The organism is Synechococcus sp. J7-Johnson, assembly GCF_024345795.1.
In the GTDB taxonomy this organism is placed as follows: Bacteria; Cyanobacteriota; Cyanobacteriia; order PCC-6307; family Cyanobiaceae; genus Regnicoccus_A.
Map to the genome: position 1 here is coordinate 92,608 of NZ_JAGQBU010000006.1, position 15,062 is coordinate 107,669.

General features: G+C 65.3%; 9 protein-coding genes. 2 read left to right on the plus strand and 7 right to left on the minus strand.

Annotated features, from left to right (window positions below):
- Positions 1–9: 9 nt before the first annotated feature.
- The 7 genes from purF to KBY93_RS05005 all read right to left on the minus strand — a co-directional run bounded on the left by purF (position 10) and on the right by KBY93_RS05005 (position 10,224).
- Entirely contained in the window at positions 10–1,440 is a 1,431-nt protein-coding gene (gene purF / locus KBY93_RS04975; protein WP_255093164.1) for an amidophosphoribosyltransferase, read from the minus strand.
- Positions 1,441–1,516: 76 nt separating this feature from the next.
- The gene (gene purL, locus KBY93_RS04980; protein ID WP_255093141.1) at positions 1,517–3,892 is read right to left on the minus strand and encodes a phosphoribosylformylglycinamidine synthase subunit PurL; all 2,376 of its coding nucleotides are present in this window, start codon (positions 3,890–3,892) and stop codon (positions 1,517–1,519) included.
- 66 nt (positions 3,893–3,958) lie between these two features.
- Positions 3,959–4,771: an RNA methyltransferase gene (locus KBY93_RS04985; RefSeq protein ID WP_255093142.1), complete on the minus strand. Its 813-nt coding sequence runs from the start codon at positions 4,769–4,771 to the stop codon at positions 3,959–3,961.
- A 4-nt stretch (positions 4,772–4,775) separates the two neighbouring features.
- Positions 4,776–5,918 (minus strand): DNA polymerase III subunit beta, encoded by a 1,143-nt coding sequence (dnaN, locus tag KBY93_RS04990; protein WP_255093143.1) that lies wholly within the window; start codon positions 5,916–5,918, stop codon positions 4,776–4,778.
- Positions 5,919–6,422: 504 nt separating this feature from the next.
- On the minus strand, positions 6,423–7,481 hold the full coding sequence (gene thrC, locus KBY93_RS04995) for a threonine synthase (RefSeq protein ID WP_255093165.1): 1,059 nt from the start codon (positions 7,479–7,481) through the stop codon (positions 6,423–6,425).
- A gap of 118 nt (positions 7,482–7,599) precedes the next feature.
- Positions 7,600–8,238 carry an alpha/beta hydrolase gene (locus KBY93_RS05000; protein WP_255093144.1) on the minus strand — a complete coding sequence of 213 codons (639 nt, stop codon included), beginning with the start codon at positions 8,236–8,238 and terminating at the stop codon, positions 7,600–7,602.
- A gap of 27 nt (positions 8,239–8,265) precedes the next feature.
- Positions 8,266–10,224, minus strand: coding sequence for an AarF/ABC1/UbiB kinase family protein (locus tag KBY93_RS05005; RefSeq protein ID WP_255093166.1), 1,959 nt, complete (start codon positions 10,222–10,224; stop codon positions 8,266–8,268).
- Positions 10,225–10,300: 76 nt separating this feature from the next.
- Between KBY93_RS05005 and recN the strand changes: the two genes are divergently transcribed.
- Together recN and uvrA are read left to right on the plus strand one after the other, a co-directional pair.
- Complete coding sequence (recN, locus tag KBY93_RS05010; protein WP_255093145.1) at positions 10,301–11,989, plus strand: DNA repair protein RecN; 1,689 nt, start codon at positions 10,301–10,303, stop codon at positions 11,987–11,989.
- Between the two features lie 152 nt (positions 11,990–12,141).
- Positions 12,142–15,054, plus strand: a complete 2,913-nt coding sequence (uvrA, locus tag KBY93_RS05015) for an excinuclease ABC subunit UvrA (protein ID WP_255093167.1) — start codon at positions 12,142–12,144, stop codon at positions 15,052–15,054.
- Positions 15,055–15,062 lie beyond the last annotated feature (8 nt).

A 15,062-nucleotide genomic window follows, 5' to 3' on the forward strand; every position in this document is an offset into this window, starting at 1 on the left:
GAGCTTGGATCAGACCCTGGCCGCCATCCCCGTGGGCTCAAGCATCAACTTGCTGGAGCGCACGGAGTCGTCCATGTCGATCGGGTAGTTGCCGTCGAAGCAGGCGGTGCAGAAGTGAGAGGCGTTGTCGTGGGCAGCCTCAAGCATCCCCTCCTGGCTGAGATAGGCCAGCGAATCAACCTGAAGGTGATCGGTGATCTCCTGGAGATTGAGGCGCGCAGCAATCAGTTGTTCCTGGTTGTCGGTGTCGATGCCGTAGAAGCAGGGATGGGTGACCGGCGGCGAGCTGATGCGCATGTGCACCTCGGTGGCACCGGCATCGCGCAGGGCGATCACCAGCTTGCGGCTGGTGGTGCCCCGCACGATCGAATCGTCGATCACCACCACCCGCTTGCCGGAGAGCACATCCGGAAGGGGATTTAGCTTGACGCGGATGCCGGCCTCCCGCATCGCCTGGGTGGGTTGGATGAAGGTGCGGCCCACATAGCGGTTCTTGATCAGACCATCGGCGAAGGGGATGCCACTGGCCTTGGAGAAGCCGATGGCGGCGGGAATGCCGGAATCGGGCACGCCGATCACGATGTCGGCCTCCACCGCCGTTTCCCGCGCCAGCACCTCACCGATGCGGTGGCGGTAGCTGTAGAGAGATTCGCCGAAAAAGCGGCTGTCCGGCCGGGCGAAGTAGATCATCTCGAACACGCAGAGCTTGGTTGGCTCTTCGCACCAGCGCTGGCGGGCCGGCACCGGATCGCCGGCGCTGAAGCGGATCAGCTCACCGGGGCCCACGTCACCGTCGTAAGCGGCGCCGATGATGTCGAGCCCGCAGGTCTCGCTGCTCACCACCCACTGACCCTGGTGCTTATCGCCGATGTGGCCGAACACAAGAGGCCGCACCCCATGGCCATCGCGCAGAGCGAACAGCCCAGCGGGGGTACCGATCGCAAGGCTGAAGGCCCCGCGGCAGCGGCCTGCCGCATCGCGGATCGCCTCCTCCCAGCCCAGCCCCCCATCAACCGCGTGCTGCAGGGCGAAGGCGATCAGCTCGGAATCGGTGGTGGAGGTGAACTGAATCGCACTGGCCTGGACCGACTGGCGCAGACCCTCGACGTTGACGAGATTGCCGTTGTGGGCGAGCGCGAACGGACCGAGGCGGGTCATCAGCACCACCGGCTGGGCGTTGCAGACACGGCTGCTGCCAGTGGTGGAGTAGCGGTTGTGGCCCACGGCCAGATCACCAGGCATGCGCTCGAGCACGTCCTGATCGAAGACCTGGCTCACCAGGCCCATGTCCTTGTGCAGCCGCACTTTGTCGCCGTTGAACACAGCGATCCCCGCCGACTCCTGACCCCGGTGCTGCAAGGCGTAGAGGCCGAAGTAGGTGAGGTTGGCCACCTGCTGGCCAGGGGCGTAAACGGCGAAGACCCCACAGGCCTCCTCCATCCGGTCGGGCCGTTCCGGCGTGGGGTGCGCGCTTGCCACAGGCCCGTTCACCTTTCTTTTACCTTTGCATTGTGCCTCAGCCGGCCGCGGCCAGTCGGCGCGGCAGAGCTTTCTCGTAGCTCATGCGCAGGTCTTCCACTGCCAGCGACAGCCGGCAGCTGCCGGCCTGCTCGAAGCTCAGTGCCTCCCCGGCCGCACCCACCCGACCGATCGGCCTGGCCAGCGCTTCCAGCTCCCCTGGCAGCTGCGCTTCCAGCAGCTCCTGCCAGGCACACTCCTGATCTGAGTTGATCGACACCAGCACCCTGGCGCCCCCTTCAGCGAACAACAAGCGATCAAGTCGGCCCGCGTCAGCGGGAATCTCAAGGACGGCGCCAAGACCAGAAGCGATGCAGGACTCGGCGGCCGCCACCGCCAGACCCCCGTCACTGAGATCGTGGGCAGAGGCCACCAGGCCCATCGTGATCGCCTGGCGCAAGAGGGCTTGCACGGCCCGCTCCAGCTTCAGGTCGGTCAGAGGAGGTCGGCCCGTGGCCAGACCATGGACGCTCTCCAGATAACTGGAAGCGGCCAGGCCCAGCCGCCCGTCACCGTCGCTTATGGCCAGGGGCACCCCCAGCAACCAGATTTGATCGCTCGGCGCCTGCCAGCCCAGACCAGTGACGTGATCGAGATTGTGCACAAGGCCAACCATGCCCACCACGGGAGTGGGATGGATCGGCTGGAGGCTGCCATCGGGCCTCCGGGTTTCGTTGTAGAGGGAGACGTTGCCGCCGGTGACGGGTGTGTCAAGTGCCAGGCAGGCTTCCGACAGGCCGCGGCAGGCCATGGCCAGCTGCCAGTAGCCGGTGGGGGTATCCGGTGAGGGGAAATTGAGGTTATCGGTGACCGCCAGCGGTTCGGCACCGACGCAGCTGAGATTGCGGGCGGCTTCGGCCACCGCCGCTGCAGCCCCTCGCTCCGGGTCCAGGGCCACCCAGCGATTGGGGCAGTCGACGGTGGCGGCCACCCCACGGCTGGCAGCATCCATGGCGCCGTCACCCCGCTGGGGCCGCAGGCGCACCACGGCCGCATCGGCGCCACCGGGAGGCATCACCGTGTTGGCCTGCACCTGGTGGTCGTACTGGCGGTAGACCCAGCGCTTGCTGGCGATGGTGGGGTCATCGAGCAGGCGCAGCAGCACCGCGCCCCAATCCAAGGGCTGGCCTGCCAGGGGACCACCCGCCGGTGTGATCCCTTCGGCGGTGGCGGCAGGCAGGTCGGCTTCGCTCCAGCGCCAGTGGGCCTGGATGGCAGCCGGCGGCTCACTGATCAGCTCGTGGTGGTTGATCGGAGTGTCATCGGCGAGGGCGCTGGCAGGCACCTCCGCGGCCACTGCCCCTCCCTGCAACACCCGCACCACGTTGTCAGCCAGCACGCGGCCAACCACAGCTGCCTGCAGACCCCAACGGCGGAAGCGTGCCATCAGGGCCTCCTCGCATCCGGGTTTGACAACGAACAGCATCCGTTCCTGCGACTCGCTGAGCAGGAACTCATAGGCGCTCATGCCGGTCTCCCGGGCCGGTACCCGGTCAAGATCGAGCTCAATGCCCAGCCCCCCCTTCGCGGCCATCTCCGAGCAGCTGCAGGTGAGGCCAGCGGCGCCCATGTCCTGGGCAGCGAGCACATCACCACTCTGGAAGGCCTCCAGGCAGGCCTCGATCAGTCCCTTCTCCAGGAAGGGGTCACCCACCTGCACTGCCGGGCGGTCATCCAGTGATGCGGCACTCAGCTCCGCCGAAGCGAAGCTGGCGCCGCCCATGCCGTCGCGGCCGGTGGTGCTGCCCACGTACACCACCGGATTGCCCACCCCAACGGCACCGGAGCAAACAATCTCCTCGGTTTCCATCAGACCCATGGCCATCGCGTTAACCAGAGGGTTGCCGGAATAGCTGGGGTCAAAGGCCACCTCACCACCCACGGTGGGTACCCCCACGCAATTGCCGTAGTGGGCGATGCCTGCCACCACCCCCTCCATCAGGCCCACGTTGCGCTCGTCCTCGAGGGGACCGAAGCGCAGGGCATTGAGCAGGGCAATCGGCCTGGCGCCCATCGTGAAGATGTCGCGGAGGATGCCACCCACACCCGTGGCCGCCCCCTGGAACGGCTCCACCGCCGAAGGGTGGTTGTGGCTTTCGATCTTGAAGGCCAGCCTCTGGCCCTCACCCAGATCCACCACACCGGCATTTTCGCCGGGGCCCACCAGGATGCGTGGCCCGCTGGTAGGGAAGCCCTGAAGCAAGGGCCTGGAGTTGCGGTAGCAGCAATGCTCCGACCACATCACCCCGAACATGCCCAACTCGGCGCGGTTGGGCTCACGACCGAGCCGGCGACGGATCTCCTCGTAGTCGGCCTGGCTGAGGCCCTCCTGGCGCAGGGCCTCAGCGACCAGAAAAGGGGGTGTGGCAACCACAGCATGGAATCCATCAGGGCTCCAGTGTGGCCGAGCCCCTGGCCCCGGCTGGCCACCGGTCAGGGTTCAGATCCAGGGATCTTCCGGCTCGAGTGGATCGGCATCGAAGGGCCGTCGCCGCTCGCTCCCGGTCCTGCGCCGTGGCGGGGCCGAAACTTCCCGTACGGGCTCCCCCCAGGCCTCCTGGTCATCCCAGTCCTCCTCCTCGTCAAGGCGATTCAGGGGGAGATCATCCCGACGGGCATTGGGTTCGAGGGGGTCAGGATCCTGCCAGGGCGGCTCCTCCAGCCAGCCCTCCAACCGTTCCTCGAAGCGCCCGCCCACCTCCTCGAACTGCTCCCGCCAGCGGCGGGAGCGCCGCAAGAACTCCTGACGCACGCTGGCGCGCGCAAGGGGCAGATCATCGAGGCCCTGCAGAGCAGTCATCACCTGGCCGGGCTGCTGATCGACGATGCGCTCGGGCGAGAGCAGCCAACGGCTGCTGCCAGGCAGACGCGGATCGCTGCGGGCAACCAGATAGTCGAGGATCAGGCCGCTGCGCAACTCCACGTTGGCGTCGGCGACCACACCCAGCAGTTGGTTGTCGGTCCCGAGCAGGGCCGCATCCAGGAGGGTGGGCAAACGCTCCAATGTCGCTGGGTCGGTCTCTACGGGCTCTCCCAGCACCAGAGCCTCCTGATCGGTGAGCCCGCGCAGCTGGTTAAGCCGCCAGACCAGCCGGCGGGTCCCGAAAGCCGAAGGCTTGCTCACCCAGCCCAGCAGCCGGTGCACGGGCGGGTGCATCCAGCCCAGCAGACCAGCGCCATGATCGATCCCCTGGTTGCAGCGCACCCGGCGCCGCAGCAGGTCGCTGAGCAGCAGTTGCTCGGGCAGGGTCACGGCCTCAGCTGCGGATCTGAACGGGCATCACCAGGTAGGTGAAGGTTGGATCCTGCACAGAGGTCAGCACCGCCGGGGTGGTGGGGGCGTTGCAGCGCAGCTCCACCCGCTCGGATGTCATCGCCTTGAGCCCATCGAGGATGTAGCGGACATTGAAGGCGATCTCGATCGGATCGCCGCTGATCACCGCCGGCAGGTCTTCGGAGCCGCTGCCCACATCCTGGGCATCGGCACTGATGTGAAGCTGACCGCTGCCGGGATCACTGCTGAGCTTGACAACATTGTTGTGTTGGTCGGCGAGGACAGCCACCCGCTCAAGGGCCTGCACGAACCCACGGCGATCAAGCTCCAGAGTTCGGCTGAAGCGATCGGGGATCAGCTGGCGGTAGTTGGGATAGGTGCCATCGAGACTGCGGCTGGTGAGCACCTGGTCGGCCCAGAGGAACACAACCTGTCCGCGATCGCAGTAGAGGCTTACTGGATCGTCACTGCTGCAGGCGGAGAGCAGTCGCTCCAGTTCCCTCAAGGAGCGGGCTGGAACCGTGACCGCGAAGGGTTCACTGCCATCCTCAGCGCCGGAGAAGGCCTTCTCGAGGCGCAGAACCGAAAGGCGATGCCCATCGGTGGCGGCGCATTCGAGATCCTGATCCGCCAGGCCGAGGTGGACGCCGGTGAGCAACTGCTTGGCCTCATCACCGCTGCTGGCAAAAAGGGTGGCCCGCAAACCCTTCACCAGCGCCTCCGGTTGGAGGCGCAGCGGAGTTCCGCTCTGAACCAGGGGCAGATCGGGAAAGTCCTCGGCAGAGAGACCGCGCATCTGGTAGCTGCCGGAGCGACTGGTGAGCTCCACCTGCTCCTGACCTTCTTCGCAACTCAAGCTGATCGGACTGTCGCTGGAGAGGCGAGCAACGATCTCACCGAACAGGCGTGAAGGCAGGGTGATGGTGCCGCTGCTCTCCACGGAAGCGGGAAGGCTGGTCTGGATGCCAAGGCTGAGATCGAAGCCGGTGAGGCTGAGCCGGCCAGTGCCGGCATCGGCGATGAGCAGCACATTCGCCAGCACCGGGTGGGTTGGGCGTGAAGCCACGGCACGGCTGACCAGCTGAAGGCTGGCGCTCAGTTCCGCCTGAGAGCAGACCAGCTTCATCTCGATACGACTCCAGAGAGGACCAGCCCGCCAGGGGCCACACCACGCTTCCACACCGCTGTCGGAAGCGCAACGAGGTCCAGCTTGCTCGAACAGGTCTCCAACTGCCCTCTCCCCAATCCTGTCACTGGTTTTGTCTTAATCCAGGAGAAAACAAATCAAACCAGTAGTCGTAGGGGTTGTGGAAAAAGTGGAAAAGATCCATGGCCCAGTCACAGTCTCAGATTCTTCGAATCAGCGCTGAGGAAAGAGCGCCGGAGCGTCGGCTGAAATCAAGGTTTTCCACTCTTTCCCGGATCTGGGGAAAACTCTTTCATTTCAGGGGTGTTTGCTTTGCTCCTCTTTTCCCCGTGTTGAAGCTGTTTTTCCCGTGGACGCTTTGACCAGTGCACCCGAGATCCGTTGTGATCCGCAAGGTCAGCCAGGCGCTCCACACAGTCCAAAGCCCCGCACTGGAGTCTCCAGTGCGGGGCTTACTGAGCTGTTGTGTTCAGATTTTCCCGTTCAGAAGCCCATCACCTTGGCCACCACATCCACCTCAGGGGCCAGGCCGGCATGGAAGGCCCCATCGCAGTTGTCGATGGCAGTGTTTGGATCCTTCAGGCCGTTGCCCGTGAGCACGCAAACCACCGTGGCTCCGGCTGGCACCTTGTCGGCCTGCTGGAGCAGACCGGCAACGGAGGCAGCGCTGGCCGGTTCGCAGAAAACTCCTTCCTCTCGGCCGAGCAACTGGTAGGCCTCAAGAATGTCCTGGTCGGTGACAGCGTGGAAGGAGCCGCCGCTCTGTTCGCGCACGCTGAGGGCTTTCTCTCGGTTGGCAGGATTGCCGATCCGGATCGCTGTGGCGATCGTGTCGGGTTGATCGACTGTGTGACCCAGCACCAGCGGCGCGGAACCACTGGCCTGGAAGCCCATCATCCGGGGGAGGCGTCGGCTGTGGCCTGCCTGCCGGTACTCCTGGAAGCCCATCCAGTAAGCACTGATGTTGCCCGCATTGCCCATGGGGATACAGAGCCAGTCGGGAGCGTCACCGAGGGCATCCACCACCTCGAAGGCGGCGGTCTTCTGCCCCTGCAGGCGGTAGGGGTTGAGGGAATTCACCAGCGTGACCGGGTAGGCGTCGGCGACTTCGCGCACGATCGCCAGGGCACGATCGAAGTTCCCCTTCACCGCCAGCACTTCGGCGCCGTAAACTAGGGCCTGGGCGAGCTTGCCCTGGGCCACATAGCCGTCGGGGATCAGCACGAAGGCGCGCATGCCGCCGCGGCGGGCGTAGGCGGCGGCCGCCGCACTGGTGTTGCCGGTGCTGGCGCAGATCACAGCTTCGGCGCCGGCTTCCCGGGCCTTGCTCACCGCCATCGTCATCCCCCGGTCCTTGAAGCTGCCGGTTGGGTTCAGGCCATCGTATTTGAGGAACACCTTGATGCCACGGCCCAGCCGTGCCGCCACCGACGGCGCCGGGATCAAGGGAGTCGCCCCTTCCCGCAGGGTGATCACAGGCGTGGCATCACTCACCGGCAACCAACGGCGGTAGGCCTCGATCAGCCCCGGCCAGTCCTGCATCGTTGGTTGCTGGCCCAGTCGCCGAAGAGCTGAGAGCAGGGGCACGTCGACCGGAGGACAGGCTGATACGAATCTACGCGCCCAGTTCCCAGCAGCTACCTGCAACGAGCTCGGTGTCTCAGGGGGCCGGCGACGGGGCCGTTGACTGGGCTGGTGGGGAGCTGGCTTTAGGCGGTTCGCCGCCGGACTGGGCAGCCCCATCTCCGCGTAAGCCGTCAAGGGGTGATTCGGAGAAGAAGCGCACAAGATCGGAGATCGAGCTTGCTTTGCTCATCACCCCCAGCAGGGCCGGAATGTTCACCGCCAGCTCCTGGGACGGATAGGCCTGCAGGAAACCAGTGGCGGTGAGGCTGCCGTTGCCGCTGGCCAGGCCCGTGATCAGGGCGCCCCGGATGGCCTGGACTCCCTTATGGGGTGTCCGCAAGGGAGAGAAGATCCCCGCGAGTCGCTGAAGGAGTGCTTCGCCGATCCTCGTGGAGAGCAGCCGGCTGGTCAGTACGATCGGCAGGGTGAGTTGTTGGTTCAGCAACTTGGCCACCGAGGCTGGCTCCTGCTTGCTGAAACGCAGTACATCCGCCAGAAGGCCCCGGGCCTGACCCGTCTGAGCCAGGTGTTCCAGGTCGGCCACCGGAATCGAGCGCCGGAAGGCTCCACTCACGAACACCACCTGTTCGGCAGCCTGCACCTGCAGCCCTGGCGTGACTGCACTCAGTGAAAGGCCCAGCAGGACGGCCAGGAGTTTGGGCGGACGGGCCAAGATTTAAAACCTTGTTGTCGATTGACTCTAAGAGCTGCCGGTGGCGCTGAGTACGGCGCTCTGGCGCAGCTCTGGAGCGACCAGGACATCGCGCAGCAGGCGCACCACGCTGCGTTCGGCCAGGCCCTGGGCCAGCTGCACGCCCATGCGGCGCAAGTCTGGTTCGCCCAGAAGCCTTGGCAGACGTCGCAGCAGCAGCTGGGGCTCGAAGCCGGGCAGCTGACGCAGGATCATCAGCAGTTGCTGTACCGGCTCCAGGCTGAGCAGGGCCTCCTCGCTGCTCTCGAGGCGGGGACTGCGCAGTCCAGGAGGTTGCAGGCGGCGGGGCAGGCGGCTGCCCAGCCGACGAAAGGCCCGCCAGCTGATCGCATCCACCCGGTCCACCAGGGCGTCCACCAGCTGCTGGCGCAGCAGGCCGCCCTTGGGGGAGAAGAGAAAGTCGATCACCTGATCCAGCAGTCCCTCCAGGTCCAGCTGGTCCTGAAGGGAGGCGCTGCTGATCAGGTTCTCCAGCCGCTGCCAGCGGAACTCTTCGCCGTCGAAGAGCATCTCGCGCAGGCTGCTGCGCAGGGCCGGATCCGGGTCCTCCATCAGCCTGCGGGCGAAATAGGGGTAAGCAGCACCGAGGATCTTGAAGTCGGGGTCCACACTCAGGGCGATGCCTTCCAGTGTCACCAGAGAGCGGATGATCAGGGCGTAGTAAGGCGGCACCTGGAAGGGGAACTTGTACATCACCCCGGAGAGATCGTCAGTGACGGCCTTGAAGTCCATACGGCTGACTCCCATCTCCAGAGCCTGGCCGAACACATTCTCGAAGGCCGGAATGATGGGCTCGAGATTCACCTCCTCTCCGAGAAATCCCAGATTCACGAAATCTCGTGAGAGGGAGCTGAAATTCCGGTTCACCAGATGCACCACCGCCTGGATCAGCCCCGTTCTCGACTCGCGGCTCACCTCGCTCATCATGCCGAAGTCGAGATAGGCAAGACGGCCATCGGGCAGTGCCAGCAGGTTGCCGGGATGGGGATCGGCATGGAAGAATCCGTGTTCCAGCAATTGCTGAAGGCTGCAGTTAACCCCCACCTGCACCATGTCGTCTGGGTTGATGCCCAGGGAGCGCACCGCCTCGAGGTTGGTGAGCTTCACCCCCTCGATCCACTCCATCGTCAGCACCCGGCGGCTGGTGAGTTTGTGGTAAATGCGCGGAACGGCGATACGGGGATTATGTAGATGCAGGCGTGCGAAGTGTTCGGCGTTGCTGGCTTCGTTGACGTAGTCCATCTCTTCGAAGACCCGCTTGCCGAGCTCATCGATCAGGGCCACCAGATCACTGCGGATCAAGCGCACGTTCCGGTTCAGCCAGGCTGCGATCTGGCGAACGATGTAAAGGTCGAGGGTGATCTGCTCACGCAGCCCCGGCCGCTGCACTTTCACAGCCACGGCCTCGCCGCTGAGCAGGACCCCCCTATGCACCTGGCCCAGGGAGGCCGCTGAGATCGGCTCCCGGTCCAGCTGCTGGAACAAGCTGCTGACCGGTGCGCCGAGGTCTTCCTCGATGCAGGCCATCGCCAGGGAGCTTTCGAAGCCGGGCAGCTGATCCTGCAGCTGGGCCAGTTCTTCCAGCAGCAGCGGCGGGATTACGTCCGGCCGGGTGGAGAGGGCCTGGCCGGCTTTGATGAAGGCTGGCCCCAGGGCCGCCAGGAGTTCGGTGAATTCCCGCGCACGCTCACGAGCGCGATCCTCATTGCTGAGCACCCCGAAAAACTTGTCAAAGCCCACCCCGATCAGAAACAGGCTGATGGGCACCAGGGTCTGCCAGAGACGCCTGAGCAGCCGCTTGGGGTGGCCGGCATAGATCCGCGTGATGGCCTGTGGGTCGTAGCTCAGCAGACCGGCGGCTTCGATGAAGTCGCTGAGTTCCTCGGGGCGGCTGGTTTGTTCGGCGATCGTGTCCCCGGTGATCGTGGCCTGATCCGAGCGGACCATCAGCGAGGAGTTCAACTGTTTCTCTTCTAAACGAAAGCGACCGCCGCTACGGTCATGGCAATCACCGGAGACCGGCGTGCTCACGGGTCTGCGTCTGGAGAACATCGCCCTGATCGATGCTCTGGATCTCAGCTTCAAGCCCGGGTTCACCGTTCTCACCGGGGAGACCGGGGCGGGTAAATCTCTCCTTCTCGATGCCCTCGATGCCCTTCTCGGCGGTGCCCAGGGGGTTGAGGGCCTGCGGCTGCTGCGACCTGGATGCGAGCGGGCGTGCATCGAAGCCGGTTTTTCCTGCTCGGAGCCGGTGCGGGCCTGGCTGATCCAGCAGAACCTCGAGCCGGAAGACTCCGATCTGATCATCAGCCGGGAGTGGCGCCAGCAGGAGGAACGCAGCAGCAGCCGTAGCCGCATCAATGGGGTGATCGTCAACCGCGCCCAGTTGCTGGAGCTGCGCCCCCTGCTGCTGGATCTCACCGTTCAGGGGCAGACCCAGCAGCTGGTGCGTCCGGGGCAGCAGCGGCGCTGGCTGGATCGCTTCGGTGGAGAGCCGATCAGCGAGGCCCTGCTGGCGGCCCGCTCGGCCGTTCGTGCCTGGAAAGCAGCGGCGGTGGCCTTGCACACCGCCAGAGCTGAGCAGCAGCGCCAGCAGCTCGACCGTCAACGGCGTCTTCAGTTGCTGGAGGATCTGGAGGCGGCTCAGCTCGAGGATCCCCACGAGCGTCAGCGGTTGCAGCGGGAGCAGGACCGGCTGGCCCATGCCGTTCGCCTGCAGGAGGGGGTGATGATCGTGACGGGACGGCTGGTGGAGGGCCTGGACGGGGGACCGTCGGTGCTTGATCACCTTGCCGCCATCGAGCAGGAGCTGCAGCATCTTCAGGGCTTCGATGCGAGCCTGCAGCCCTGGCTGGAACGCTGCTGTGAGGCTGCTCAGCTGCTGCAGGAGCTGGCTTCAAGCCTCGATCGCTACGGCGGTGGCCTGGAGAGCGATCCTGAAACCCTTTCGGGCCTGCAGGAGCGGATGGCCCAGCTCAAGGCTCTGGAGCGTCGTCACGGACAGGAGCTGGGGGCCCTGATCGCCCTGCGCGACGACCTCCGCTGCCAGTTCGATACCCATGGGCTGGAGGCCTCGCTGCGGCAACTGGAGCAGCAGGAGGAGAGCAGCCGCCTGCTGCGCGACCGGGACTGCGTCCGGCTCACCCAGCGGCGTCAGGCTGCCGCCACTGCCCTGGAGCGGCAATTGATGGACACCCTGCGGCCCCTGGGGCTGGCCCAGGTGCGCTTCTCGGTCTCGATCGATCCGGCCCCTCCCTCTGATGAAGGGGCTGATGCGATTGGATTCCTGTTTTCGGCCAACCCTGGCCAGCCGCTGGCCCCCCTGCAGGAGGTGGCCTCCGGCGGAGAGATGAGCCGCTTCCTGCTCGCCATGAAAACCTGTCTGGCGGCGGCCGATTCCCAGGTCACCCTGCTGTTTGATGAAATTGACAGCGGCGTCAGCGGCCGTGTCAGCGGGGCCATCGCCGCCCTGCTGCGCCGCCTTGCCGAGCAGCACCAGGTGTTCTGCGTCACCCACCAGCCCCTGGTGGCCGCCATGGCCCAGCATCACTTCCGCGTGAGCAAGCAGGTGGAGGCGGGGCGTACCCGCACCGGGGTGACGGCCCTGCAGGAGAGCGATGAGCGAGAGCGGGAACTGGCCGAACTCGCCGGGGGCGATTCCGGAGAAACCCGCAGCTATGTCGCCAGCCTTCTGCAGCAGGGAGCTTCGTAAGCAGCAGGTGCAGCCCGTAGACTCCAGGTTGTCAGGGTGACTGAATGCCCCGCGCCAGATCCGGCTCCGGATCCAAGAGCCTCGCCACGAATGGAGGAGGTCCCGAGGCCCTGTCCAGCCTGGCCACGGCCTCCGGGCTTGATCCCAGCGCCATGCTCAGTGGTGGCACTCTCGAGGATGTGATCCGGGTGCGTGGCGCCCGACAGCACAACCTGCGCAACGTTGATCTCACCTTGCCGCGTAACCGGCTGGTGGTGTTCACCGGCGTGAGCGGCAGTGGCAAGAGCTCGCTCGCTTTCGACACGATCTTCGCCGAGGGTCAGCGTCGCTATGTGGAAAGCCTTTCCGCCTATGCGCGCCAGTTTCTCGGTCAGGTGGACAAGCCCGACGTCGACGCGATCGAGGGGCTTTCCCCGGCGATCTCGATTGATCAGAAATCCACCAGCCACAATCCCCGCTCCACGGTGGGCACCGTCACCGAGATCCAGGACTACCTGAGGCTGCTGTTCGGACGTGCCGGAGAGCCCCACTGCCCCCAGTGCAATCGCTCGATCCGGCCCGAGAGCATCGACGAGATGGTCGATCGGATCGCCACCCTGCCGGAGGGCACCCGCTACCAGTTGCTGGCTCCCGTGGTGCGGGGCAAGAAGGGCACCCACACCAAGCTGCTCTCCGGTCTGGTGGCCGAGGGCTTCGCCCGGGTGCGCATCAACGGTGAGGTCAGAGAGCTGTCCGACAACATCGAGCTCGATAAGAACCACGCCCACAACATCGAAGTGGTGGTCGATCGGCTGGTGGCGCGAGAAGGCATCAACGAGCGGCTGACCGACTCCCTGCGCACCTGTCTCAAGCGCGGCGATGGTCTGGCCCTGGTGGAGGTGGTGCCCAAGGCCGGTGAGGAGCTGCCCGAAGGCATCGATCGAGAACGGCTCTATTCCGAGAACTTCGCCTGCCCGGTGCATGGCGCCGTGATGGAGGAGCTCTCGCCCCGGCTGTTTTCCTTCAACAGCCCCTATGGCGCCTGCCCCGACTGCCATGGCATCGGCCATCTGCGCCGGTTCACCCTGGAGAGAGTGGTGCCCGACCCCTCCCTGCCGGTGTACGCGGCGATCGCCCCCTGGAGTGAGAAGGACAACAGCTATTACTTCTCCTTGCTCTTCAGCGTGGGCGAGGCCTTCGGCTTCGAGATCAAGACCCCCTGGAACCAGCTCAGCGATGAGCAGCGCCAGGTGGTGCTCCATGGCAGCGAGCAGCCCATCGAGATTCAGGCCGACAGTCGCTACCGCAAGAGTCAGACCTACCAGCGGCCGTTCGAGGGAATCCTGCCGATCCTGGAGCGCCAGTTGCGCGACGCCAGTGGCGAGTCGGTGCGCCAGAAGCTGGAGCAATACCTGGAGATGGTGCCCTGTGGCACCTGTCAGGGGCTGCGCCTGCGGCCCGAGGCCCTGGCGGTCCGGGTGGGGCCTTACGCCATCCATGAGCTCACCGCGGTGAGCGTGGCCGAAACCCTCGAGCGGATCGAGGCCCTGATGGGGCTGGCCGAGGGGGCCAATCCCCTGCTCACGCCGCGCCAGATCCAGATCGGTGACCTGGTGCTGCGCGAGATCCGCATGCGGCTCAAGTTCCTGCTGGATGTGGGGCTCGATTACCTCAGCCTCGATCGGCCGGCCATGACGCTCTCGGGCGGTGAGGCCCAGCGCATCCGCCTGGCCACCCAGATCGGCGCCGGCCTCACCGGCGTGCTCTACGTGCTGGATGAACCCAGCATCGGCCTGCACCAGCGTGACAACGATCGCCTGCTGAACACGCTCTTCAAACTGCGCGATCTGGGCAACACCCTGATCGTGGTGGAGCACGACGAGGACACGATCCGTGCCGCCGACCACCTCGTCGACATCGGCCCCGGAGCTGGTGTTCACGGGGGCCACATCGTGGCGGAAGGGTCCCTGCAGAACCTGCTGGAGGCCGAGGAGTCGCTCACCGGCGCCTATCTCAGCGGCCGCCTCGCAATTCCCACCCCGGCCGAACGGCGTGCTTCCGGCAGCCGCAAACTCACCCTGGTCAACTGTCGCCGCAACAACCTCCAAGGCCTTGAGATCGACATTCCCCTCGGTCGTCTCGTGGCTGTCACCGGTGTGAGCGGCAGCGGCAAGAGCACCCTGGTGAATGAGCTCCTGCATCCAGCGCTGGAGCACAAGCTCGGGATGCGGGTGCCCTTCCCCTCCGGCATGGATGAGCTGCGCGGTATCCAGTCGGTCGACAAGGTGATCGTGATCGACCAGAGCCCGATCGGTCGCACCCCCCGCTCCAATCCGGCCACCTACACCGGCGCGTTCGATCCGATCCGTCAGGTTTTCGCGGCCACGGTGGAGGCCAAAGCCCGCGGCTACCAGGTGGGTCAGTTCAGCTTCAATGTCAAGGGCGGGCGCTGCGAGGCCTGCAGTGGCCAGGGGGTGAACGTGATCGAGATGAACTTCCTCCCGGATGTGTATGTGCAGTGCGATGTCTGCAAGGGTGCTCGCTATAATCGCGAAACCCTCCAGGTGGCTTACAAGGGTTTCAACATCGCCGAAGTGCTGCAGATGACGGTGGAGCAGGCAGCAGATGTATTCAGCGCCATTCCCCAGGCCGCAGATCGTCTGCGCACCCTGGTGGACGTGGGCCTGGGTTACATCAAACTGGGCCAGCCCGCTCCTACGCTCTCAGGCGGTGAGGCTCAGCGGGTGAAGCTGGCCACCGAACTCTCCAAGCGCGCCACTGGCAAGACGCTTTACCTGATTGATGAGCCCACCACCGGATTGAGTTTCTACGACGTCCACAAGCTGATGGACGTGATGCAACGGCTTGTGGACAAAGGCAATTCGATCGTGGTGATCGAGCACAACCTTGATGTGATCCGTTGCGCTGACTGGTTGATTGATCTTGGGCCCGAGGGCGGCAACAAAGGTGGTGAGATTGTGGTGGCCGGCACCCCTGAGCAGGTGGCTGAGCACCCCACCAGCTACACCGGTCGCTACCTTCGCCAGGTGCTGGCGCAGCATCCGCCTGTGACCATGGTGGCCTGACGTACCGG